Source organism: Tianweitania populi, from assembly GCF_014652875.1.
Taxonomy (GTDB): Bacteria; Pseudomonadota; Alphaproteobacteria; order Rhizobiales; family Rhizobiaceae; genus Tianweitania; species Tianweitania populi.
Genome location: NZ_BMZQ01000002.1, coordinates 488539 through 510114 on the forward strand (window position 1 = coordinate 488539; position 21576 = coordinate 510114).

The 21576-nt window shown below is 63.0% G+C and carries 25 protein-coding genes and 1 tRNA gene; 12 read left to right on the plus strand and 14 right to left on the minus strand.

Annotated features, from left to right (window positions below; translation table 11 throughout):
- Position 1: 1 nt before the first annotated feature.
- Positions 2-511 (minus strand): hypothetical protein, encoded by a 510-nt coding sequence (locus IE166_RS11660; protein ID WP_189504020.1) that lies wholly within the window; start codon positions 509-511, stop codon positions 2-4.
- A gap of 384 nt (positions 512-895) precedes the next feature.
- On the opposite strand from IE166_RS11660, the gene IE166_RS11665 reads away from it, so the two are divergent.
- Complete coding sequence (locus tag IE166_RS11665; RefSeq protein ID WP_244641451.1) at positions 896-1840, plus strand: D-alanyl-D-alanine carboxypeptidase family protein; 945 nt, start codon at positions 896-898, stop codon at positions 1838-1840.
- Positions 1841-1846: 6 nt separating this feature from the next.
- Here the strand turns inward: IE166_RS11665 and IE166_RS11670 are convergent, their stop codons facing one another.
- From IE166_RS11670 to IE166_RS11680, 3 genes are read right to left on the minus strand one after another with little or no spacing between them, the layout of a single operon-like run.
- The gene (locus tag IE166_RS11670) at positions 1847-2464 is read right to left on the minus strand and encodes a copper chaperone PCu(A)C (RefSeq protein WP_189504022.1); all 618 of its coding nucleotides are present in this window, start codon (positions 2462-2464) and stop codon (positions 1847-1849) included.
- A 58-nt stretch (positions 2465-2522) separates the two neighbouring features.
- Entirely contained in the window at positions 2523-2933 is a 411-nt protein-coding gene (locus IE166_RS11675) for a hypothetical protein (protein ID WP_189504024.1), read from the minus strand.
- Positions 2934-2981: 48 nt separating this feature from the next.
- Positions 2982-4067, minus strand: a complete 1086-nt coding sequence (locus tag IE166_RS11680) for an aldose epimerase family protein (protein WP_189504025.1) — start codon at positions 4065-4067, stop codon at positions 2982-2984.
- Between the two features lie 232 nt (positions 4068-4299).
- Here IE166_RS11680 and IE166_RS11685 point away from each other — a divergent pair, with 232 nt between their 5' ends.
- Positions 4300-4959 (plus strand): peroxiredoxin, encoded by a 660-nt coding sequence (locus IE166_RS11685; protein ID WP_189504027.1) that lies wholly within the window; start codon positions 4300-4302, stop codon positions 4957-4959.
- A 77-nt stretch (positions 4960-5036) separates the two neighbouring features.
- Here the strand turns inward: IE166_RS11685 and coaBC are convergent, their stop codons facing one another.
- The 3 genes from coaBC to IE166_RS11700 all read right to left on the minus strand — a co-directional run bounded on the left by coaBC (position 5037) and on the right by IE166_RS11700 (position 7262).
- The gene (coaBC, locus tag IE166_RS11690; RefSeq protein ID WP_189504028.1) at positions 5037-6278 is read right to left on the minus strand and encodes a bifunctional phosphopantothenoylcysteine decarboxylase/phosphopantothenate--cysteine ligase CoaBC; all 1242 of its coding nucleotides are present in this window, start codon (positions 6276-6278) and stop codon (positions 5037-5039) included.
- 110 nt (positions 6279-6388) lie between these two features.
- Positions 6389-7042 (minus strand): hypothetical protein, encoded by a 654-nt coding sequence (locus tag IE166_RS11695; protein ID WP_189504030.1) that lies wholly within the window; start codon positions 7040-7042, stop codon positions 6389-6391.
- A gap of 130 nt (positions 7043-7172) precedes the next feature.
- Positions 7173-7262: transfer RNA gene (locus IE166_RS11700), tRNA-Ser, on the minus strand.
- Between the two features lie 211 nt (positions 7263-7473).
- Between IE166_RS11700 and IE166_RS11705 the strand changes: the two genes are divergently transcribed.
- The 3 genes from IE166_RS11705 (at position 7474) to IE166_RS11715 (ending at position 9730) form a co-directional block, all read left to right on the plus strand.
- Entirely contained in the window at positions 7474-7806 is a 333-nt protein-coding gene (locus tag IE166_RS11705) for a hypothetical protein (RefSeq protein ID WP_189504032.1), read from the plus strand.
- A 90-nt stretch (positions 7807-7896) separates the two neighbouring features.
- A complete protein-coding gene (gene msrA, locus IE166_RS11710; protein WP_189504034.1) occupies positions 7897-8562 on the plus strand; it encodes a peptide-methionine (S)-S-oxide reductase MsrA in 666 nt (221 codons plus the stop codon).
- Between the two features lie 175 nt (positions 8563-8737).
- Positions 8738-9730, plus strand: a complete 993-nt coding sequence (locus tag IE166_RS11715; protein ID WP_189504035.1) for a BMP family lipoprotein — start codon at positions 8738-8740, stop codon at positions 9728-9730.
- A gap of 105 nt (positions 9731-9835) precedes the next feature.
- On the opposite strand, the gene IE166_RS11720 is transcribed toward IE166_RS11715, so the two are convergent.
- The 4 genes from IE166_RS11720 to IE166_RS11735 all read right to left on the minus strand — a co-directional run bounded on the left by IE166_RS11720 (position 9836) and on the right by IE166_RS11735 (position 12153).
- The gene (locus tag IE166_RS11720) at positions 9836-10276 is read right to left on the minus strand and encodes a hypothetical protein (protein WP_189504037.1); all 441 of its coding nucleotides are present in this window, start codon (positions 10274-10276) and stop codon (positions 9836-9838) included.
- A 79-nt stretch (positions 10277-10355) separates the two neighbouring features.
- On the minus strand, positions 10356-10568 hold the full coding sequence (locus tag IE166_RS11725) for a SlyX family protein (protein WP_189504039.1): 213 nt from the start codon (positions 10566-10568) through the stop codon (positions 10356-10358).
- The gene (locus IE166_RS11730) at positions 10565-10993 is read right to left on the minus strand and encodes an acyl-CoA thioesterase (protein ID WP_210312964.1); all 429 of its coding nucleotides are present in this window, start codon (positions 10991-10993) and stop codon (positions 10565-10567) included. The genes IE166_RS11725 and IE166_RS11730 overlap by 4 nt, the downstream gene beginning before the upstream one ends.
- A complete protein-coding gene (locus IE166_RS11735) occupies positions 10993-12153 on the minus strand; it encodes an iron-containing alcohol dehydrogenase (RefSeq protein WP_189505885.1) in 1161 nt (386 codons plus the stop codon). The genes IE166_RS11730 and IE166_RS11735 overlap by 1 nt, the downstream gene beginning before the upstream one ends.
- Before the next feature lie 144 nt (positions 12154-12297).
- Here IE166_RS11735 and IE166_RS11740 point away from each other — a divergent pair, with 144 nt between their 5' ends.
- From IE166_RS11740 to deoA, 7 genes are read left to right on the plus strand one after another with little or no spacing between them, the layout of a single operon-like run.
- Positions 12298-13830, plus strand: a complete 1533-nt coding sequence (locus IE166_RS11740; protein ID WP_189504040.1) for an ABC transporter ATP-binding protein — start codon at positions 12298-12300, stop codon at positions 13828-13830.
- Positions 13827-14246, plus strand: a complete 420-nt coding sequence (gene fosX / locus IE166_RS11745) for a FosX/FosE/FosI family fosfomycin resistance hydrolase (protein WP_189504042.1) — start codon at positions 13827-13829, stop codon at positions 14244-14246. Before IE166_RS11740 ends, fosX begins: the two co-directional genes overlap by 4 nt.
- Positions 14243-15379 (plus strand): ABC transporter permease, encoded by a 1137-nt coding sequence (locus IE166_RS11750; protein WP_189504044.1) that lies wholly within the window; start codon positions 14243-14245, stop codon positions 15377-15379. The genes fosX and IE166_RS11750 overlap by 4 nt, the downstream gene beginning before the upstream one ends.
- Positions 15376-16350 (plus strand): ABC transporter permease, encoded by a 975-nt coding sequence (locus tag IE166_RS11755; RefSeq protein WP_189504046.1) that lies wholly within the window; start codon positions 15376-15378, stop codon positions 16348-16350. Before IE166_RS11750 ends, IE166_RS11755 begins: the two co-directional genes overlap by 4 nt.
- Positions 16351-16749, plus strand: a complete 399-nt coding sequence (gene cdd / locus IE166_RS11760) for a cytidine deaminase (protein ID WP_189504048.1) — start codon at positions 16351-16353, stop codon at positions 16747-16749.
- Positions 16746-17561: a purine-nucleoside phosphorylase gene (locus tag IE166_RS11765; RefSeq protein ID WP_189504050.1), complete on the plus strand. Its 816-nt coding sequence runs from the start codon at positions 16746-16748 to the stop codon at positions 17559-17561. Before cdd ends, IE166_RS11765 begins: the two co-directional genes overlap by 4 nt.
- 2 nt (positions 17562-17563) lie before the next feature.
- Positions 17564-18877 (plus strand): thymidine phosphorylase, encoded by a 1314-nt coding sequence (gene deoA, locus IE166_RS11770; RefSeq protein WP_189504052.1) that lies wholly within the window; start codon positions 17564-17566, stop codon positions 18875-18877.
- Between the two features lie 326 nt (positions 18878-19203).
- Here the strand turns inward: deoA and IE166_RS11775 are convergent, their stop codons facing one another.
- From IE166_RS11775 to IE166_RS11785, 3 genes are all read right to left on the minus strand, one after another.
- Positions 19204-19746 carry a retropepsin-like aspartic protease family protein gene (locus tag IE166_RS11775; protein WP_189504055.1) on the minus strand — a complete coding sequence of 181 codons (543 nt, stop codon included), beginning with the start codon at positions 19744-19746 and terminating at the stop codon, positions 19204-19206.
- Positions 19747-19832: 86 nt separating this feature from the next.
- Positions 19833-20459, minus strand: coding sequence for a uracil phosphoribosyltransferase (gene upp / locus IE166_RS11780; RefSeq protein WP_189504057.1), 627 nt, complete (start codon positions 20457-20459; stop codon positions 19833-19835).
- 94 nt (positions 20460-20553) lie between these two features.
- Entirely contained in the window at positions 20554-21528 is a 975-nt protein-coding gene (locus tag IE166_RS11785; RefSeq protein WP_189504059.1) for an adenosine deaminase, read from the minus strand.
- Between the last annotated feature and the right edge of the window lie 48 nt (positions 21529-21576).

The following is a 21576-nucleotide window of genomic DNA, read 5'->3' on the forward strand; positions in this document are numbered from 1 at the left end:
CTCAGTGAACAGTCGCAGGTCGCTTGGACCGCGCAATGATGTCTTCGATCGCGCGGCGCGGGATCGGCAAAAGCGTGTGATCGAGCCGCGCCAGCGTTTCGGCGAGCGGTGCGGCCGCGCGGGCCAATTCGCCGCAGCGCAGCGGGCAGCTCATGGCGCCGGCGCAAAGCGATGCCGTGTCCTTGTCGTCATGCTGCAGGCCGGCAACGAGGCCGAGCGCCAGGCATTCCTCGCGCGACACATGATGAGCGCCGAACGGAAATGCGCGTAAGGGACAGGATGCGCATTTGCGCAAAGCCCGCACGAAGCGTGTCATGTCGGTGATCGCGCGCGGCGCTTCGACTTCGCCAAGCAGCGCTTCATACAAGGACCAGCTCAGCTCCCACGGCGCGATCGAGCCAGTTTCGAAACCGGCGATCATGCGGCGATAGCCTTCGAGCACCAGCTTTTCCGGCGCGCGGTCGAAATAGGGATCGTTATGCCCGTTGAGATCGGCAAGGCGTGACAGCATCAGCGCGCGCCTCCACCGGAGCGCACTGCCTGGCCTTCCGCACGCAGAAGCGCGGCATTCAAAAACATCAGTCCTCCAATCAACCGGGTTCAAGGCCCAGACATCAAAGGCGCGCCGGGATGACGCGATTGGGTTTAATCTTTGCAGCGGGAACCCTGTCTGTCAACGGCCAGCGACAAAAAGTCCAATCGGATCAATAGTTTAGAACTGTTCTAAAGTAGACAACGAAGAGAAGGTTTGTTGCCGCGGCCGCGCTTCAGCGCCATTCATCCTTTGGCAACAGCCGGTAACGCATTGTCTGCGCAAGCCTGGCATGGCACGAAGCGGAAAAATAGCCGCAGCCTTCCTTCCCAAAGCCTGGCGCATCCGCGCCGGAGGACCCCCTTGCCGCACTCAGCCACTCGCCGCTTCTTCCTGTCCGCCCTTGTGTTGCCGCTTGCTTTGGCGCTCGGCGCCTGCAGCACCACGGGCGGCGGCACCACATCCGCGATCACCCCGAACGCCGCAGCCGTGCCGCCGTTGCCATCCGAGCGCTATGCGGCGATCGTCGTGGATGCCACCAGCGGGCGCAAGCTTTACGGCTATGAAGACGGCAGCCAGCGTTTTCCGGCGTCCATGACCAAGATGATGACGCTCTATATGCTGTTCGAGCAGATGCAGAGCGGGCGCATCAACAAGACCACGATCATCCCCGTTTCCCCGTACGCCGCTGCGCGCCCGCCAACGAAGATCGGCTTCAAGCCCGGCGAAGGCATCGACGTGGACTCGGCCATCAAGGCGCTGGTGACACGCTCGGCCAACGATGTCGCCACCGCCATCGGCGAGTTCCTCGGCGGCGGCTCGGAACAGCAGTTCGCACTGATGATGACGGACAAAGCGCGTTCCATCGGCATGCGCGACACGCGCTTCCAGAACGCATCCGGCCTGCCCGATCCCTTGCAGGTAACGACGCCGAAGGACATGGCGACGCTGGCCATCATGCTGCGCCGCCAGTTCCCGCAATATTACAGCTATTTCTCGGTCACCGAATTCTCGTTCCGCGGCAAGACCGTTCGCGGGCACAACCGCCTCGTCGGCGGCGTCGAGGGCGTGGACGGCATCAAGACCGGCTATATCCGTGCGTCCGGCTACAATGTCGCGACATCGGTCACACGCGGCGGCCGCCGCCTGGTCGTAGTGGTGATGGGTGCCGACAGTTCCAAGCAGCGCGATGGACAGGTGGCTCAGCTGATCGACGCTTTCCTGCCGTCCCGCAACGGACCGTCCAGCTTGCCCGGCGCGCTTGCGGTGCTGGACCCCGGCGCCCTGCCCGGGGTCGTCGCGGAGTAGCAATCGCTACTTGGCGTGGCCGCTCTGGTCGGCGGCGCCGTCTTCCATCGCTCCGTGGTCCATCCCGTCCATTGAACCATGATCCATTGAACCATGGTCCATGCTGCCATGATCCATGGCGCCGGCGGCCGGCGGCTTGCCGCCGGGCGTTCCGCCGATGGCTTCCACGGCATAATCGACCTCGACCGAGCCGGCCTTTTCGAAGGTCAGCGTGCCCTTGAAGCGCTCGCCCTGCTTGGCCGGCTGCTTGAGGCCGACAAACATCAGATGATAGTTGCCGGGCTCCAGCGTCACCGTTTCGCCTGCGGGAATTTCCACCCCGCCTTCCACCGGGCGCATGGTCATGACGCCGGTGCTGGAACTCACCGACATCTGGTGAATCTCGCCCTTCTCTGAAATGGCGGACGACACCGAAACGAGGCGATCGGCCGTGTCACCGGTGTTCTTGATCGAGAGATAGCCGGCCGCCACCTTGGCACCAGGAGGCGTTGCTCGCGACCAGGGATGGCCGATGTCGAGCGGACCGGCCTTGTATTCGTGGGCGGAAGCGAAGGGGCTGGCGGCCAGAAGAAGGGCCAAGCCGAGGCCTGCCGCGCGCAGCGGCGAGGATGAAAAGAGATGCATGTTTGGGAATCCGATTTAAGCGCCGGTTGGCGATGATTGGTCTGAGAAGCGGTTTGTCTCAGGCCAGGATCGGAGGGCCACGGGGTTGATGCGCGTGCCCGGCACTCACCCGCAAACCGGGCGCTTTGGCGAAGCCATGGTCGAGTCTGGACGCGATCCTGACCGGAAGCGTCCAGCCCTGTTGCGGCGGTGGCGCCGAGGCAATGGGTGAGGACAAACAGCCGACGCCGCAGCAAGCTGGCACGGTGCCATGATCGGCAGTGCGGTTGTGATGCCCGCCTTCGCTCAAGCAAAGCAGATTGCCGAAGATGTCCCGCTGCGGCCCGGACGCCATAGCACCGGCCGCAAAGGCGCCGAGCGTGAACTGCAGCAACACCGCGCATGACAGAACCAACGCCAGAACAAGCGCTGTGCCGTTTCGCCGTTTGCTGCTGCCTTCGATCATCAGCCTGATCTTAGCACGCGGCATGATGCGCTGACAGCCGCACCTGTCCTTGCGGCATTATGCGCCACGCGTTCAGCGCGCGCCGGTTGTTTCAGCGGAAAAGCGGTAGATCGAGCGGTGCCTATAGGCTTTGCCGGGATCAAGCCGAGCGCTCGGAAAGTCCGGCCGGTTCGGCGCGTCAGGCCATGCCTGCGGCTCCAGGCAAAGCGCATCGCCCTGGCGCGCGATCTGCCCGTATTTGCCGGCCCAGCTGCCATCCAGCATGTTGCCGGTATAGAACTGCAGCCCGGGCTGATCCGACAGAAGCTCCAGCACGCGGCCGCTATGCGGATCTTCCAGCCGTGCGATCAAGCGCGGTTCTTCGCTTGGCTGGTCTGACAAACAGAAGCAGTGGTCGATGCCATGCGCGATCAGCACCTGCTCGTCCACATGACGCAAATCGCGGCCGATCGGCTTCGACTGGCGGAAATCGAACGGCGTGCCGTCAACCGAGCAGGGTTCGCCATCGGGAATAAGGCCCGCCTTGACCGCCAGGTACCGCTCGGCGGGGATATGAAGATGATGATCGAGCACGCTGTGCGGATGCTCGACGCCGCCGAGATTGAAATAGCCGTGATGGGTCATCCCGACCACGGTTGGACGATCCGTGGTGGCCTCGAACGTCATCGACAGCTCGGTTGGCGCCGGGAGGCGGTAGGTCACGGATGCCGTGAACGTGCCGGGAAAGCCTTGGTCGCCGTCCGGGCTGATCAGGCTGAGACGCACGAACGGCTCCGGGGCCGCACCCAACGCCTCGATCTTCCAAAGCTTGTGATCGAAACCTTCCTGCCCGCCGTGGAGCACATTCGCGCCTTCGTTGGCCAGGAGTTGCACCTCTTCCCCTTCAAGCTGGAAGCGAGCGCCTGCGATGCGGTTGGAGAAGCGGCCGATGGTTGCGCCAAAGAACTGGCGGTCGGCCATGTAGTCTTCGGGATCGTCATGGCCGAGCACGACATCGGCGCGTTCGCCCGCCGCATCCGGCACGAACAAGGCCTGGACCGCAGCACCCAGCGTGATGATGCGCACTTCCAATCCGCCCGGCCAGCTCAGCGAAACGCACTCGACCGTAAGGCCAGTGCTCAACGTGCCGAAAACAGACCGTTCCACATTTCCCGACATCGTCCACTCCAGCGATACCTACGCGCGTAGAGTTGCCGCGCCTCTTACCGGGAGGCAAGAGGACGAAACCTCGCATGGCGCAGTTGGAATGATTTTCTTCGAGCGCCCCTAAAAACAGGGAAGTTCTACCTAGCAGAGCCCTGTCACGCAGCATTCTGCCTCGCCCTTTCCGCTGCTCGCCCTATGATCAGGCGCTAACCTGTCCGCCACGCCAATTGCCAAGGAGAGCCCGATGAGCCTTCGCATCAACGACACCGCCCCGGATTTCACTGCTGAAACCACGCAGGGCACGATCCACTTTCATGACTGGATCGGTGACGGCTGGGGCATCCTGTTCTCGCATCCGAAGAATTTCACGCCGGTCTGCACCACCGAACTCGGAACGATGGCCGGTCTTCAGGACAAGTTCGCCGAACGCAACGTCAAGATCATCGGCATTTCCGTGGATCCTGTCGAAAGCCACGGCAAATGGAAGGAAGACATCAAGACGGCCACCGGCTTCTCGGTGGAATACCCGCTGATCGGCGACAAGAACCTCGAAGTCGCCAAGCTCTATGACATGCTGCCGTCGGATGCCGGCTCATCCTCGGAAGGCCGCACGCCCGCAGACAATGCGACGGTGCGCTCGGTTTACGTCATCGGCCCTGACAAGAAGATCAAGCTGATCCTGACCTACCCAATGACCACCGGCCGCAACTTCGACGAGATTCTTCGCGCGTTGGATTCCATTCAGCTCACGGCCAAGCACAAGGTAGCGACGCCCGCCAACTGGAAGAATGGCGACGATGTCATCATCACCGCCGCCGTTTCGGACGATGAAGCCAACGAAAAGTTCGGCGGTTTCGAGCGCGTGCTGCCTTACCTCAGAAAGACCAAGCAGCCCGCTGCTTAAACACGAACACGCCTCCCAAGGCCAAAAGCCGGATGCTCACGCGTCCGGCTTTTTTCATGCGGGAAGGCGGTACTGCCCTAAACGGTGAGGGTTTCCAGCCTGCGCGCGATCAGCTCGGCCAGACGCTCGGCGACTTGCGCTTTGTCCATCTCCGGCCATTCCTCGACGCCCGAGCGGCTGACGATCTTCACGCGGTTGCGCGCCCCGCCCATGACGCCGCCGGCATTGATGCCGCTTGCTACCGACACGTCGTTGGCGACAATGAAGTCGGCACCCTTGCGATCGAGCTTGGCGATAGCGTTCTGGCTGACGTCCTGCGTTTCGGCCGCAAAGCCGACCACCAGGAAAGGGCGGCGCGCATGCTTGCCGATGCCGGCCAAGATGTCCGGGTTTTCCACCATGGCCAGCGTCGGCGGCCCGCCGGCACCCTTCTTGATCTTCTGGTCGGATTCCGTGTCCGTCCGCCAGTCCGCCACAGCCGCCACCATCACCGCGGCATCCGCCGGCAGCAGCGCTTCCACCGCGCTTTGCATCTGCCGCGCCGTTTCGACATGCGTGGTGCGAACGCCGACAGGATCGGGGATGGTCACGGGCCCGGAAACAAGCTGCACGTGGGCGCCCAGCCGGGCCAGGGCCGCAGCGATCGCGTGACCCTGCTTGCCGGAGGAGCGATTCGCGATATAGCGCACCGGGTCGATCGGCTCATGCGTGGGGCCAGAGGTCACGATGATGCGTCGGCCGGTGAGCGGCTTCGGACCGCCGTCCAGCAGGTTTTCGACGGCAGCGGCGATCTCCAACGGCTCGGCCATGCGCCCCTCGCCTGCCTCGTTCTTTTCCGCCATCTCTCCCTTGTTGGGGCCGATGAAGTAGACGCCGTCGCCAGCCAGGGTCGCCCGGTTACGACGGGTAGCGGGGTGGCTCCACATCGCCGGATTCATCGCCGGCGCCATCAGAACGGGCTTGGTTGTGGCCAGAAGCACGGCGGAAGCGAGATCATTGGCGTGGCCGTGGGCGAGCTTCGCCATCAAATCAGCCGTCGCCGGCACGACCGCGATCAGATCACAATCGCGCGCCAGCCGGATATGGCCGACATCCTGCTCATCCTGGCGGTCGAACAGGTCGGCGAAGACGTGATCGGCCGTCAGCGCACCGACTGCCAGCGGCGTCACGAAGTGCTGTGCTGCGGACGTCATCACCGCCCGCACCGTCGCGCCGCGCTCGCGCAAACGGCGGATCAGGTCGAGCGCCTTGTAGGCGGCGATACCGCCACCAATGATCAGCAGGATGCGCTTGTTCTGGAGCCGCTGCCCGGTCGCCATCCGTGTCACCCTCGAAGCCATCCGATCCCGCCGCGATTGGCTGAGGGATCAGGAATAATCATGCTTCGAATGGCTTAGCGTCGAATGCCGTCCGCTGGCAACTCCGCGCCTTACAGCTGGCGCAGCGATCCGCGTGCCGGGAAAGCGGCAAAGGCAGCGATCGCAAAGAACATGGGAATGCCCAGTTCCAGAACTTCTTCGGCCACCACCGACAGATAGGTCGGCTGCACATAGATGCCGATCACCTGCAGGTTGGACGAAAAGCCATCCAGCACCTTAGAGAACACGGCGCAAAAAGCGCCCAACGCAACCGCGATCGCAATGGGGCTCAGTTGGCGCAGGCCTGCGAGGAAGAGCCGCAAATGCTTCTTCACCAGCACGACGGCGGTAATGCCGAGCAGAACGAATACGACGACGCCGAACAGTTTTTCGACGATTGGCACCTCCGGCGACACGTAGAGCGTGGTCTTGGTGATGCTGTAGGTGGTGAAATGGGCGTGGAAATCCATTTCGCGCAGGCACATTGCGAGCGGCACGACCACCAGCGGCCAATTGTCGGACAGTTCAGCCCAAGTCATCTCGCGCATCAAAAGCACGATCACGACGACATAACCGGCCGCCGAGAAGATTTGCACCGGCCCGCCTTCGCTGATGTAGAATTCGCGCATTTCCTGCGAGCGGAACAGGAAGGGGATCACCAGCAGCAAAGCAAGCGTGATGATCGCGATCAGGATATGGGTGGTAAACGTCTTTGTTGAACGCATGATTTTCTTTCAAGACGAGCAAAGGAGCCTCGCCTCGATGGGCAGGCCAGACCGGTTATGTGTTCTTAGAAATTTGAAAAGGACTGCTTCAAAAAAGCCGTGCGTGCCAAACAGCACCTGCCAGAAATGCTGGCGGAGAGAGGGGGATTCGAACCCCCGATACGGTTTCCCGTATACACACTTTCCAGGCGTGCGCCTTCAACCACTCGGCCACCTCTCCACGGTCTTCGAACGGTCGGCGCGAGGCGCAACATCCGAGGACGCGCGCTTCCTAGTCGATTAACCGGCGAATGCCAAGGGTGTTCGATGCGTTCTGTGCAGCCTTCTTGGCCGGGCGCCTGCAATGACAACTTGAAGCAGGCCGACATTGCGCGACGCGGCCGCCATGCTTATTTCTAGGCAACACCAGCAACCCACCATCGGAGCTTTGTTTGCGCGCCGTCCGCTTCGTTTTTCGCCTGCTTTCGGCCTTGGCGCTCGCGCTGGCTGTGATCCTGGCGGTTGGCGATGCGGCGCGCACCATCGCAGCCTCGGCGTTGCAGGTCACACCGCTCATGACGAGCTGGCTGCGAACGGCACCGGCAGGCGCAGAAGCGGCGGAAAGCTGGGTCAAGACGCATCTCGGCGCGCCAGCCTGGGACTGGGCGTTCGTACCCGTGCTTGGCCTTCCCGGCTTTCTCGTCTTCGGCGTGGTCGCGCTTCTGTTTTACGCGCTCGGCCGCAAGCCAAAGCCGCGGCCGGGACGGATCGCAGGAACGGCCTGACGCGTTGTGCGCCTAAGGCTCAGATTGAAACAGACTTATCACCCATGACCCAGCCGCTCGCGGCTGCATCACCCGAGGAAAGGCATATCCATGTTTTCCATAAGCGATCTCCTGAACAAAAAGACCACGATGCCGACGGCGGCCAATGCGCTGCCCGGCCGCGAACAGCCCATTCCCACCGCGCATGACCATTACGTCTCGCATATCCCGCTCAAGGGCGAGCTGCCAGAAGGGCTGGAAACCGTTTACTTTGGCATGGGCTGCTTCTGGGGCGCCGAGCGCTTGTTCTGGCAAACGCCCGGCGTTTATCTGACCTCAGTCGGTTATGCCGGCGGCATCACGCCCAACCCGACCTATCGCGAAACCTGCACCGGCTTGACCGGCCAGGCTGAGGTGGTGCGGGTGGTGTATGATCCCACCAAAATCACCTTCCCCGAACTGCTCAAGATCTTCTGGGAAAATCACGATCCGACGCAAGGCATGCGCCAGGGCAACGATGTCGGCACCACCTATCGCTCGGTGATCTATGCCACCACCGATGCGCAGCTTCAGGCCGCGATCGCCTCGCGTACCGCCTATCAGCAGGGCTTGGCCGCTTCGCGCTTCGGCGAGATCACCACGGAGATCGAGCCGGCGCCGGTGTTCTATTTCGCCGAAGAAGAGCACCAGCAATATCTCGCCAAGAACCCTGGCGGTTATTGCGCTTTGCGTGGCACAGGCGTCGAATGCGTCGGCATGGCGCAAGCTGCCGAATAGAACCTTCTGCTCACCATCCCGGTAGAGCGGCAAAATTGCACGTGAAATTCGCCCTTTCGCGTGCAACATTGGCCCCCAAGCGGGGCATGACCCTGTTATCTGCCGCGAGCCTCAGCGCTGTCTGGCGCAAGCTCGTGGCAGTCATCCAAGCAAAACCGACAGGGGTGCGGACACGATGAAATCTTTCCTTCTAGGCCTGCTGACCGCAACCGCGCTGAGCGTTCCTGCGCTTGCGCAGGAAGAGATTGCGCCGGCGCTGATGTTTGATCTCGGCGGCAAGTTCGACAAGTCCTTCAACGAAGCGTCCTATCATGGCGCCGAGAAGTTCAAGGGCGAAACCGGCATCAACTATGTCGAGTTCGAGATCTCCAACGAAGCGCAGCGCGAGCAGGCTGTGCGCCGCTTCGCCGAAGATGGCCGCAACCCGATCATGGCGATCGGCTTTGCCTGGACCTCAACCCTCGAGGCTATCGCGCCCGAGTTCCCGGAGGTCAATTTCGCCATCATCGATTCCGTGGTGGACGCACCAAACGTGCAGTCGATCGTCTACAAGGAACAGGAAGGCTCCTACCTCGTCGGCATCATGGCCGCGCAGGCGTCCCAGTCCAAGAAGGTCGGCTTCGTCGGCGGCATGGACATTCCGCTGATCCGCAAATTCGATTGCGGCTTCGTGGGCGGCGCCAAGGCTGCGGGCGCCACTGAAGTGATCCAGAACTATACCGGCGACACGCCGGCTGCCTGGAACGATCCGACCAAGGGAGGCGAAATCGCCAAGTCGCAGATCGGTCAGGGCGCCGACGTGATCTATCATGCGGCCGGCGGCACCGGCATCGGCGTGCTGCAGGCGGTAGCGGATGCCGGCAAGCTCGGCATCGGCGTCGATTCCAACCAGAACATGCTGCAGCCCGGCAAGATCCTGACCTCCATGGTCAAGCGCGTCGACGTTGCCGTTTACAACGCCTTCAACGACGCCAAGAACGGCACCTTCAAGCCGGGCATCAACAATCTCGGCATCAAGGAAGGTGGCGTGGATTACGCCATGGACGAGAACAACGAGAAGCTCGTCACCGAAGAGATGAAGGCTGCGGTCGAGAAGGCCAAGGCCGACATCGTATCCGGCGCAATTCAGGTTCACGACTACATGTCGGACAACGCCTGCCCTTACTGATCGTCCGATCAAAGCCAAAACAAAACGCCGCCGGATCACCCGATCCGGCGGCGTTTTTCCTGATGGATATGTGCCGTCGGATCGGTACGATCCGAAAAGCCTCGTTCAGCCAAACCAAGCGGTTACGGTCGGCAACAATTCCGGATGCGTCACTAGACTGCCAACGCCGGCCATGACGAGACCTGTGCCGAAGGCAACGACCGCACCGGTCAGAATATGAAGCGGCAGCGTGCTCTTCATCTCGGCGACCGGACCGCGCCCACGATCATTGGCCGGCCACATGACGCGCAGGCTGCGGCTGCTTTTCTGGCCGAGCTTCTTCAACCCGGCTGTGCGACGACGCCATTGCGTGTCGACGATTACAGCGTCGGCTTGATCGATGTCGGCCCAGTCGAGCGAAGAAACGGGTGCATTCCGAGAAAATGCAATGACTTGACCGGCGGAAAACTCCAGCGGTTCGGCGGCAGCTGCCAAGCGCGCGTTACGCACCCGCGCATCAACCGAAGGAGCCAGTGTCGTATCGATCAGTCTGCAATCTTCGATCATGGGAGCCGCCTTGCGAACCTAACCTATGTGACGGTTTAACGACGGACTCGCTCGCTGGTTCCTGAACAGATGTTCAGATTCACCAGTGTGGCGGCTTGGTCACAGCGATCTCAGGCGCAGTCTGTTCTTCCAGGTCGAGGAAACGGTCGGTCAGCAGGTCGAGCTTCTTACGCAGGCCTTCGATCACCTTCCATTGCTCGGCTAGCTCGCCGGACAGTTCCTGAATGACGTGATCCTGCTCGGCGGCGATCCGTTCGAGATCGACGATGCGCTCCTGGTCACTCGCGGTCATGGGGCGATCGTCTCCAAAGTGGTGCGCAGCCGGTTGTTCAGCGGCTTTGGCCGCCGCGTTTCCCGGTCGACATAGACATGCACGAAGAAGCCTTCCGCCGCAGCGGTGGGCTCGTCATTGCGGAACAGGCCGACCTCATAGCGCACGGAGGATGTGCCGAGCTTGGCGACCCGCAATCCCGCATGCACCACATCGGGAAAGGCGATCTCGCGGAAGTAGCGGCAACCGGTTTCCACAACGAGGCCGATCTGGTCGCCGCTATTGAGATCGAGCACGCTCTGCTCGATCAGCCAGCCATTCACCGCCGTGTCGAACAGCGAATAATGCACGACATTGTTCATGTGGCCGTAAATGTCGTTGTCCATCCAGCGGGTGGGAATGGCGCGGAAGGTCTTGTAGGCCCCGCGTGCACTGCCTTCCGCCATCAGAACGCCGCCTTGTAGATCGCCAGCGCATCGCTTTCGGTGACCAGCCGCGGATTGTTGACGAGCAGCCGCCCCTGCTTCATCGCGTCGCTTGCGAGCTTCGGCAGATCGGCTTCCGTGATGCCGACATCGCGCAAGCGTTGCGGCAAGCCAAGCCGCTTTGACAACGCGGACAGCGCCTCGATGAAGCCGGCCGTACTGCCTTGCGTGCTTGGTTCATCGACCAGTTCCGGAAACGCATCGCCGGCGATCTCGGCATAGAGATGCGCGGCATCCGGCGCGTTGAAGCGCAGCACGTGTGGCAGAACCAGCGCGTTTGACAGCCCATGCGGCACATGGAACGTGCCGCCGATCGGATAGGCCAGCGCATGCACGGCAGCCACGGGCGAGTTGGCAAAGGCCTGGCCGGCCAGCATGGAGCCGAGCAGCATGGCCGAGCGCGCAGCGGTGTCCGACCCGTTCGTCACCGCTCGCTCGATATTGGCGCCGAGCAACCGCAACGCCTCTCTCGCGAGCGTCTTGGAAAGCGGGTTGTTGTTTGCGCTAGTGGAGGCATAGGCCTCGATCGCATGCACCATGGCGTCGATGCCCGTCGCCGCCGTGATCGCCGGTGGCAGGCCGAGCGTCAGATCGGGATCGAGCAGGGCGACGTCCGGTTGGATCAGCGGCGACGACACGCCGCGCTTTTCCTCCTCGCCCACCGTGATGATCGAGACCGGCGTCACCTCCGACCCCGTTCCCGCCGTGGTCGGCACGAGGATCAGCGGCAAGCGCGGCCCCTTCGCCTGCCCCACGCCCCATGCCTGATCGAGATCTTCGTTGGAACCCAGCAACAAGGCCGCGAGCTTGGCCACATCCAGCGAAGATCCGCCGCCAAAGCCGATGACGCCGCTCACATGCGCGTCCTGCCCGGCGGCAACGGCTGCTTCCAGCGTTTTGCGCGAAGGATCGGCCTCCACCTGGCCGAAGATCGTGACCGCCACGCCTGCCTCTTCCAGCGACGCCAAAGCCGGATCGCACAGGCCGAGCTTGCGCAGGCCGGGATCGGTCACGAAGAGGATCCTCTTGCCGAGCCGCGGCGCGGCGATTTCGCCCAGCCGTGTGGCGCTGCCGGGTTCGAAGATCACGGATGGGGCGGTGTGGAAGCGGAAGCTTTGAATTGTCATGGGAGGGAAATTGACAATCCGCTCCGCATTTGTCGAGAGTGGAACCGTCGAGCCCGTCCGGCGGGGCCTGATGGAACGGTCGCCGCCGGCGGCCATTCCTGATAACAACAAGAACCATCCGGAAATCGGGAACCACGCATGGCGAACGCCGCGATCCAGCTCATCGGCATCAACAAGAGCTTCGGACCCGTCCACGCCAATCGCGACATCCATCTCGAAGTTCCCCGCGGCACTATCCACGGCATCATCGGCGAGAACGGCGCGGGCAAGTCGACCCTGATGTCGATCCTGTACGGCTTCTACCAGGCCGACCGCGGCGACATCCTCGTCAACGGCACTAAGGCCTCGATCAAGACGCCCAACGATGCGATCGCTTCCGGCATCGGCATGGTGCACCAGCACTTCATGCTGGTCGACAATTTCACTGTGCTGGAAAACATCATCCTCGGCACAGAAGGCAATGCGCTTCTGAACACCAGCATCGCCAAGGCGCGCGCCGAGTTGAAGCGGCTGGAGCGCGAATACGGGCTCGAGGTCAACCCGGACGCCGTAGTCGAAGACCTCGCCGTCGGCCTCCAACAGCGCGTCGAAATCCTCAAGGCGCTGTATCGCGGCGCCGACATTCTGATCCTCGACGAACCCACCGGTGTGCTGACCCCCGCCGAAGCAGACCACCTCTTCCGAATCCTCGCCCGGCTGAAAGAAGAGGGCAAAACCGTCATCCTGATCACCCACAAGCTCAGAGAGATCATGGCGATTACCGACAATGTCTCGGTGATGCGCCAGGGCACGATGGTGGCCACGCGCAAGACCTCGGAAACCACAGTCGAGGAACTGGCCGAACTCATGGTCGGCCGCCGCGTCCTCCTACGCGTCGAGAAGGGTCCAGCCAATCCCGGCGCGGTGAAGCTGTCGGTGAAGAACCTGACCGTTCGCGACGCGCGTAAGGTCGAGATGGTGAAGGACGTCTCCTTCGAAGTCCGCGCCGGCGAGATTGTCGGCATTGCGGGCGTCGCCGGCAATGGCCAGTCCGAGCTGATCGGAACCATCGCCGGTTTGCGCAAGGCCCTCTCCGGCACGGTCCTCCTCGATGGCGAGCCGATCGACGTCACCGGCACCGCCGATCCCGGGAACTTACGTGACCGCGGCCTCGCCCATGTGCCGGAAGACCGCCACCATGTCGGCCTCGTGCTGGCCTATGAGGAACAGGAAAATGCCATCCTCGGCTATCACGATCACAAGCAATATCTCACCGGTTTCTTCCTGAATCGCTCCGCAATTCGGGCCGATGCGGAGGAAAAAATCCGGAATTACGACATCCGACCGGCAAATCCGCACCTGAAAACGGCGAATTTTTCCGGCGGCAACCAGCAAAAGATCGTGCTTGCCCGCGAGATCGAAAAAGACCCCGGCGTCCTCATCGTCGGCCAGCCGACCCGCGGCGTCGATGTCGGCGCCATCGAATTCATCCACAAACGCCTCATCGCCATGCGTGACGCCGGCAAGGCCGTGCTGCTTATATCCGTCGAACTCGACGAAATTCGCTCCCTGTCCGACCGCATCCTCGTGATGTTCGACGGCCGCATCGTTGGCGAGCGCGATGGTGAGGCGGGCGAAGGGGAGTTGGGGTTGTTGATGGCGGGCGTGGAGCGGCGGGAGGCGGCGGAGTGATCCAAGGCCTGTCGCATATGACCTTCATCGCCCGCGATCTCGAGCGAATGACAACCATCCTAACAGAGGTCCTGGACGCGCGCGAAATCTATGCCAGCGGCGACGACACATTCTCTGTCTCGCGCGAAAAGTTCTTCCTGATCGGCGATCTCTGGATCGCGATCATGGAAGGCGAGCCGCTGCCGACCCGCACCTATAATCACATTGCCTTCAAGATCGACGACGCCGACTTCGACCTCTACGCGCAGCGCGTGAAACAGCTCGGCCTCGACATCCGCCCGCCGCGCCCACGCGTGGAAGGCGAAGGACGTTCCTTGTATTTCTACGACATGGACAACCACATGTTCGAACTGCACACGGGCACGTTGTCCGAGCGGCTAGCGCACTACAAGCGCCCTGCGGAGGCTGCCGCATGAGCGTCCCTTACGCCAAACTCCCGCGATGGGTCGATTATGGGCTGATCCCCCTCATCAACCTCATCGTCGCCTTTGCCGTTGCCGGGCTCGTGGTGCTGCTTGTTGGCGAAAGCCCATTGCGGGCCGCGGCGATCATGGTGGAAGGCGCGTTTGGGCGGGGGCAGAATATTGCTTATACGCTGTTTTATGCCACGAGCTTCATCTTCACCGGTCTGGCCGTGGCAGTCGCTTTTCATGGCGGGCTGTTCAACATCGGTGGCGAAGGCCAGGCCTATGTCGGCGGCTTGGGCGTGGTGCTGGTTGCGCTGAACCTGGATGGCGTGTTTCCGTGGTGGGTCAACTTCCCGCTGGCGGTAATCGGCGCGGGGCTGGCCGGGGCGTTGTGGGCGCTGATCCCGGCCTATCTGCAAGCCAAGCGCGGCTCGCACATCGTGATCACCACGATCATGTTCAACTTCATCGCCGCCAGTTTGATGGTCTATTTGCTGGTGGACGTGTTGAAGCCGCTCGGCCAGATGGCGCCGCAAACCCGGGCCTTTGCCGAGGGCGCGCAGTTGCCGAAGCTCAACTGGATCATCGAGCTGTTCGGCGCGCGCATCCGCTCCGCACCCTTCAACATCTCCTTTCTTCTGGCGCTCCTTGCCGCCTTTGGCGTGTGGGTGCTGATCTGGCGCACCAAGCTTGGCTATGAGATCCGCACGCAGGGCCATTCGCCGAAAGCCGCGCGTTACGCTGGGATCGGTGAAGCCCGGATCATCATCATCACCATGATGATCTCCGGCGCGCTGGCCGGCATGATGGCGCTGAATCCCGTGATGGGCGCGCAGAACCGGCTGCAGCTCGACTTCGTGACGGGTGCCGGCTTCGTCGGCATTGCGGTAGCGCTGATGGGCCGCTCGCATCCGGTCGGCATCGTACCGGCTGCGATCCTGTTCGGCATGCTGTATCAGGGCGGCGCGGAAATCGCCTTCGAAATGCCCGCGATCAGCCGCGACATGATCGTGGTGATCCAGGGTCTGGTGATCCTGTTTGCGGGCGCGCTCGAACACATGTTCCGGCCGGCGATCCAGACCTTCTTCGCCAGCCTCGGCGCGGGCAAGCGGGTCACCGCCGCAAGGGAGGGCCGCGTGTGACCGAGTTCTTCGCCACCCTCGTCACGGTCCTCGATTCGACGATCCGCTTGTCGATCCCGCTGCTGCTCGCCTGTCTTGCCGGTCTTTATTCCGAGCGCGCCGGCATTTTCGACATTGGGCTGGAAGGCAAGATGCTGGCCGGTGCGTTTGCCGCCGGGGCTGCGGCCTTCGTTACCGGTTCGGCATGGGCCGGCCTCGGCATGGCGATCGTGGTCGCGGTCGGGCTGGCGCTCGTGCACGGCTGTGCGTCCATCACCCATCGCGGCAACCAGATCGTGTCGGGCGTCGCCATCAACTTCATCGCCGCCGGCTCTACCATCATCTTGGGACAAGCCTGGTTCGCGCAAGGCGGCCGCACGCCCTCGGTCGCCGCCGACGCGCGTTTCAACGCCATCGAACTGCCAGGCACAGCCGCCATGCGCGACGTGCCGATCCTCGGCCAGCTGTATTCCGAGCTTCTGTCCGGCCACTCGATCCTTGTTTATCTCGCCTTCCTTTCCGTGCCTTTCACTTGGTGGGTGCTGTACCGCACGCGCTTCGGATTGCGGCTGCGCGCCGTCGGTGAAAACCCGGCAGCGGTGGATACGGCCGGCATTTCCGTACCGTGGCTGCGCTATCGCGCGGTGATCTGCACCGGCATCCTGTCGGGTGCGGCGGGCGCCTATCTCGCGCTCGCGATGAATGCCGGCTTCGTCAAGGACATGACGGCGGGCCGCGGTTACATCGCGCTGGCCGCGCTGATCTTTGCGAAATGGCGGCCGGTGCCGGCGATGTTCGCCTGCCTTCTCTTCGGCTTCCTCGATGCGCTTTCGATCCGCCTGCAAGGCGCGCCGCTGCCGATCATCGGCCGCGTGCCCGTGCAGTTGATGCAGGCTCTGCCTTACATCCTCACCGTCATTTTGCTTGCCGGCTTCATCGGCAAGGCCATTCCGCCCCGCGCCGGCGGCGTGCCCTATGTGAAGGAGCGCTAGATGTCAGCCGCAAGTGACTTGTTCGACGCAGCTCGCGCGGTGATGACCAAGGCCTATGTGCCCTACTCCAAATTCCCGGTGGGCGCGGCCCTGCGCACGGCGGATGGCCAGATCTTTGCCGGCGCGAATATGGAAGTCGCGTCCTATCCTGAGGGTTGGTGCGCCGAAACCACGATGCTCGGCCATTGGCATATGGCCGGCGGCGGTGCCATCGACGAGATCGCGGTGGTAGCCGAGCGCATGGACGAGATCACACCCTGCGGCGGCTGCCGCCAGCGCCTTGCCGAGTTCACGCGACCCGACACCAAGCTGCATCTTTGCGACCAGAACGGCGTCACGAAGACAGTCACAATGGGCGACATCCTGCCGCTCGGTTTTCGCGCCGATCTGCTGAAATGACCGGTGCGGCCGAGCATCTCCGCCGCCGGTTGAACGGCTTGACACCGACGGTCGCCGTGGTGCTCGGCTCAGGCCTGGGCGGGCTCGTCGACGAGGTCGAACAGGCCGTTCGCATCCCTTATTCTGAGTTGGAAGGCTTTCCCCAAAGCGGCGTGAGCGGCCATGCCGGCGCGGTTGTCGCCGGGCATTTTGCCGGACAGCCCATTCTGTTTCTCGCCGGCCGCGCTCACTACTACGAACAGGGCGACGCGGCGGCGATGCGCCCTGCTCTCGAAACGCTGGCTGCACTCGGCATCACGCATCTGTTTCTCACCAACGCCGCCGGCTCGCTTCACCCGGACATGCCGCCGGGCTCGGTGATGCTGATCAGCGACCACATCAACTTTTCCGGCCTCAACCCGCTGATCGGCGAGCCGACCGACCGCCGCTTCGTCGGCCTCACCGCCGCTTACGACCGGGACATGTGCGAAAGGCTGCGGCTTGCGGCCGAGGCCGTTGAGGTCGAACTGCATCACGGCACCTATATGTGGTTCTCCGGCCCGTCCTTTGAAACGCCCGCCGAAATACGCATGGCGCGCACGCTGGGCGCGGATGCCGTCGGTATGTCGACGGTGCCCGAGGTCATCCTGGCGCGCTTCCTCGGCCTGCAGGTCGCGGCCTGTTCCGTCATCACCAACCTCGCCGCCGGGCTGACACAAGCCGAACTCTCTCACCAAGAAACCAAGGACGTGGCTCCGCAAGGCGGCGCCAAGCTCGCCGCCATCCTGCGCCGCCTGTTTGCCGATGGCGGCTTTTCCGCGCCGGCTGCCTGATCATGCTGCCGCAGGAGATCATTCGCCGAAAGCGCGATGGTTTTCCGCTCGGCTCCGATGACATCCACGCCTTCGTAACCGGCATTACCGACAACACCGTCTCGGAAGGCCAGATCGCAGCACTTGCCATGGCGATCCTGCTCAACGGCATGAGCCGCGACGAAGCGGCAGCGCTGACGCTCGCCATGCGCGATTCCGGCGAGGTGCTGGACTGGTCCGACCTGCCCGGCCCCACGGTCGACAAGCATTCGACCGGAGGCGTCGGTGACACGGTTTCGCTGATCCTGGCGCCGATTCTTGCCGCCTGCGGCGCTTACGTGCCGATGATTTCCGGCCGCGGGCTCGGCCATACCGGCGGCACGCTCGACAAGATGGATGCCATTCCCGGTTATGCCAGCCAGCCGGACACGACCCTGTTCCGCCACACCGTGCGCGAGGCCGGCTGCGCCATCATCGGCCAGACCACGGCGCTCGCCCCTGCCGACAAGCGCTTCTACGCAGTGCGCGACGTGACGGCGACGATCGAATCCGTGCCTCTCATCACCGCCTCCATCCTGTCGAAGAAACTCGCCGCCGGGTTGAACGGGCTCGTTCTCGACGTGAAGCTCGGCAATGGCGCCTTCATGGCGCGCTCGCGCGAGGCGAGAGATCTGGCCCAGAGCCTGGTGGACGTTGCAACCGGAACCGGTCTGCCCGCCTCCGCCCTGATCACAGACATGGATCAGCCGCTCGCCCATGCCGCCGGCAACGCGGTCGAAGTTGCCGCTGCCGTCGATTGCCTCACCGGCCGCCGCCGCAATGCGCGCTTGATCGAGGTCACTTTGGCGCTCGCCGCGGAAATGCTGGTGCTCGCCAAGCTTGCGCCGACACAAAGCTCCGGCCTGACACAAGCCACCCAGGCGCTGGAAAGCGGTGCCGCGGCAGAACGCTTCGGCCGCATGGTCGCGGCACTCGGCGGGCCGAAGGATTTCCTCAGCCGCGCCGACGAGTATTTACCGAAAGCGCCCGTGATCCACCCTGTAGAAGCGCACAAAGCTGGCTTCGTGACCAGCATTGCCACGCGCGAGATTGGTTTGGCCGTGATCGAACTGGGTGGCGGTCGCAGGCTGCCGGACGACACCGTCGATCCTTCCGTCGGCTTCACCGAACTCGCGCCTGTCGGCATGGAGATGCGACCGGGTGATCCTCTGGGCTTCGTGCATGCGCAGGATGAGGATACGGCCGAGGCAGGTGCTGCCGCCCTGCGAGCCGCTTACGCCATCGGACCGACGCGGCCGAAGCCCGGCAAGGTCATCCTGCGGCGGGTTGCTGCTTGACGCTGGGGCTGGAAAATGTCCGCTCCGGGTGTTATCTTTCTGGAGTGGTGCCGGGAGCGCGAACTCCCGACACCTCTTCCTAGAATGTTACGAATGAGACCCGGAAGCGAACATGCCAGCCGCTCCGGGTCTTTCGTACTTCCAGGGTGATGATGGGAAGAACCATCGCTCACCTCCAGTTCAGGACAAAGCCGTTGCCTCGGCCGGAGTGGCTCATCCTCCCCGGTACGCCGCTGGCTGGCGCGTCTGCTTCTGCCCCGCCTTCTTCTTAGCTGAGCCTTTGCATGCGTGGAAGAAAGATTTCGCGCGAAGGTTGTGCTGAGTTGCTACTGCTCCAGCACCATGCCATCGCCATCCACATGCCAGCGCGCGATGCGCTGGAGGAAGCTGGCGCCGATCAGGGCGGAGGACAAAGCCTTGTCTTTCAGCACCATCGCCGGCACGTCGCGGGCGGTGATGCGGCCGATCTGAAGTTCGCGCACGACGGTGACGGCGGCAGAGGTCGGGCCGTTCGCGGTTTGCACCTGATGGGTAAAATCCGCCGGCTTCAGGGAAACACCGATGCTGCGGGCGGTGGTTTCGTTGATGGCGACCAGGCTGGCGCCGGTGTCGATCATCGCATCTACCGAGCGGCCGTTCAGCCTGAAGCTCGCGACATAATGGCCTGCGCGGTTGGCTGGGATCCTGACGCGGCGGCCTTGCAGATTGTCCGCTGGCGTGCCGTCGTCAAACACGGCACTTGCCACCAGCGGTTCCTCTCGGTTGCCTGGAAACAACCGCAGAAAAGCGTCCGGATCGGACTCGTAGATCATCGGCACTGCCACGGCAGCGGAGAGCAGAAGACCGACGGGAACAACCAAGCGCTTCATGACGCACCTCTTCACCCCGTTTGGCACACGGAGCGCAGAACGGCGTTAAGAGATGCGGAAGACTTCAGTGAAGGGTTAAGCCCGGCTTACTTTGTGCCGTACAAGCGGTCGCCCGCGTCACCCAGACCCGGCACGATATAGCCCTTCTCGTTGAGCTTCTCGTCGATCGCCGCCGTGAAGACGGGCACATCGGGATGGGCCTTCGTGAAGCGCTCGACGCCTTCCGGCGCTGCCAGCAGGCAAACGAAGCGCAGGTTGGTCGCGCCGCGTTCCTTCAGCTTGTCGATGGCGGCGACGGCGGAATTGGCGGTGGCCAGCATCGGGTCCACCACGATCACCAGGCGGTTCTCGAGATCGCTCGGCGCCTTGAAGAAATATTCCACGGCTTCCAGCGTTTCATGATCGCGATACAGACCGACATGGGCGACGCGCGCGGCGGGCACGAGATCGAGCATGCCGTCGAGCAAACCGTTACCGGCGCGCAGAACCGAGGCGAAAACGAGCTTCTTGCCTTCCAGCGTCGGCGCTTCCATCTCCTGCATCGGCGTGTCGATGGTCTTGGTGGTGAGTTCCAGATCGCGCGTCACCTCGTAGCAGAGCAGCAGCGAGATCTCGCGCAGCAACCGCCGGAAGCTCGCCGTCGAGGTTTCCTTGGACCGCATGATGGTGAGCTTGTGCTGAACAAGCGGGTGATCGACGACTGTGACGCCCATAACTAAAACTCCGACCGCAAACGCGGCGCGACCTTAACGAGCCGACGCTTGTCGCGAAACCGAAAGCTTCGGCTCAGCCACACATTTCCTGCCCTTAACGGCGTTTCGGCTCCAGCCGTGCGAGCAACTCGGCCTTGGTCTTGCGATCCACGAAGGCTGCTTCGATCGCAGTGCGGGTGATGCCGAGCAGCGCCTTGTCGTCAAGCTGGAACTCGGTGCGGGCGATCTCGTATTCGCGGGCCAGCGAGGTCTGGAAATGCGGCGGGTCGTCGGAATTCAGCGTCACCTTAACGCCCGCGCGGCGCAGCGCCGGCAGCGGATGATTGGCGAAACTGTCGAACATGCCAAGCGCGATGTTGGAACCCGGGCAGCATTCCAGCACGATCCCTTCCGCCGCAATCCGCTTCACGAGGTCGGCGCTCTCGATCGCGCGCACGCCATGGCCGATGCGCGAGGGGCGCAGATGGTCGAGCGCTGCCTGCACGCTTTCCCAGCCACCGAACTCGCCGGCATGAACGGTGAGGCCTAGCCCCGCTTCGCGCGCGAAATCGAAGGCGCGCACATAATCCTCGATGTCGCCAAAACGCTCGTCGCCGGCCATGCCGAAGCCCGCCACCAGCGGATGCCTGCACCGTGCCGCAAACCTTGCTGCCGCTTCCACGCTTTCCACACCGAAATGGCGCACGCCGGTGACGATCATGCGGCTTTCGATGCCGGTCTTCGCCTTGGCGCGCTTCATGCCCTCGCCCAGCGCGTCCGTATAGGCTTCGGGGCTCAGTCCGGCGCGGCGGGCATGGTCGGGCGAGGTGAAGAACTCGGCATAGATCGCACCGTCGCGCGCCACGTTCGACAGGTGATGCTCGGCCAGCCTGGCATAATCATCTTCTGTGCGGAAAAGCTCGGCGGCGGCATCGTAGGCCTGGAGAAAGCCGGTGAAATCGTCCCACACAAAAACGCCGTTGCGGATGAAGGCGGACAGGTCCTTGCCATACTTCTGTGCTTGTTTGACAACCAGATCAGGAGACGCGGCGCCCTCGATGTGACAATGCAACTCTGCTTTCGGGACCATTCGCGCTTTCCTGCCGCCACGTTCGGCGCGTCTCTTCATCGCGCTTCC

Excerpts from the sequence above, each read along its gene's own strand:
- IE166_RS11685 (WP_189504027.1), top strand. The coding sequence starts at position 4,300 with ATGAGCCTTCGCATCAACGACACCGCCCCGGATTTCACTGCTGAAACC.
- IE166_RS11680 (WP_189504025.1), bottom strand. The coding sequence starts at position 4,067 with ATGTCGGGAAATGTGGAACGGTCTGTTTTCGGCACGTTGAGCACTGGC.
- IE166_RS11715 (WP_189504035.1), top strand. The coding sequence starts at position 8,738 with ATGAAATCTTTCCTTCTAGGCCTGCTGACCGCAACCGCGCTGAGCGTT.
- IE166_RS11740 (WP_189504040.1), top strand. The coding sequence starts at position 12,298 with ATGGCGAACGCCGCGATCCAGCTCATCGGCATCAACAAGAGCTTCGGA.
- IE166_RS11660 (WP_189504020.1), bottom strand. The coding sequence starts at position 511 with ATGCTGTCACGCCTTGCCGATCTCAACGGGCATAACGATCCCTATTTC.
- IE166_RS11765 (WP_189504050.1), top strand. The coding sequence starts at position 16,746 with ATGACCGGTGCGGCCGAGCATCTCCGCCGCCGGTTGAACGGCTTGACA.
- IE166_RS11675 (WP_189504024.1), bottom strand. The coding sequence starts at position 2,933 with ATGCCGCGTGCTAAGATCAGGCTGATGATCGAAGGCAGCAGCAAACGG.
- IE166_RS11720 (WP_189504037.1), bottom strand. The coding sequence starts at position 10,276 with ATGATCGAAGATTGCAGACTGATCGATACGACACTGGCTCCTTCGGTT.
- IE166_RS11670 (WP_189504022.1), bottom strand. The coding sequence starts at position 2,464 with ATGCATCTCTTTTCATCCTCGCCGCTGCGCGCGGCAGGCCTCGGCTTG.
- IE166_RS11695 (WP_189504030.1), bottom strand. The coding sequence starts at position 7,042 with ATGCGTTCAACAAAGACGTTTACCACCCATATCCTGATCGCGATCATC.
- IE166_RS11785 (WP_189504059.1), bottom strand. The coding sequence starts at position 21,528 with ATGGTCCCGAAAGCAGAGTTGCATTGTCACATCGAGGGCGCCGCGTCT.
- IE166_RS11750 (WP_189504044.1), top strand. The coding sequence starts at position 14,243 with ATGAGCGTCCCTTACGCCAAACTCCCGCGATGGGTCGATTATGGGCTG.
- deoA (WP_189504052.1), top strand. The coding sequence starts at position 17,564 with ATGCTGCCGCAGGAGATCATTCGCCGAAAGCGCGATGGTTTTCCGCTC.
- cdd (WP_189504048.1), top strand. The coding sequence starts at position 16,351 with ATGTCAGCCGCAAGTGACTTGTTCGACGCAGCTCGCGCGGTGATGACC.
- IE166_RS11775 (WP_189504055.1), bottom strand. The coding sequence starts at position 19,746 with ATGAAGCGCTTGGTTGTTCCCGTCGGTCTTCTGCTCTCCGCTGCCGTG.
- IE166_RS11730 (WP_210312964.1), bottom strand. The coding sequence starts at position 10,993 with ATGGCGGAAGGCAGTGCACGCGGGGCCTACAAGACCTTCCGCGCCATT.
- upp (WP_189504057.1), bottom strand. The coding sequence starts at position 20,459 with ATGGGCGTCACAGTCGTCGATCACCCGCTTGTTCAGCACAAGCTCACC.
- IE166_RS11725 (WP_189504039.1), bottom strand. The coding sequence starts at position 10,568 with ATGACCGCGAGTGACCAGGAGCGCATCGTCGATCTCGAACGGATCGCC.
- msrA (WP_189504034.1), top strand. The coding sequence starts at position 7,897 with ATGTTTTCCATAAGCGATCTCCTGAACAAAAAGACCACGATGCCGACG.
- coaBC (WP_189504028.1), bottom strand. The coding sequence starts at position 6,278 with ATGGCGACCGGGCAGCGGCTCCAGAACAAGCGCATCCTGCTGATCATT.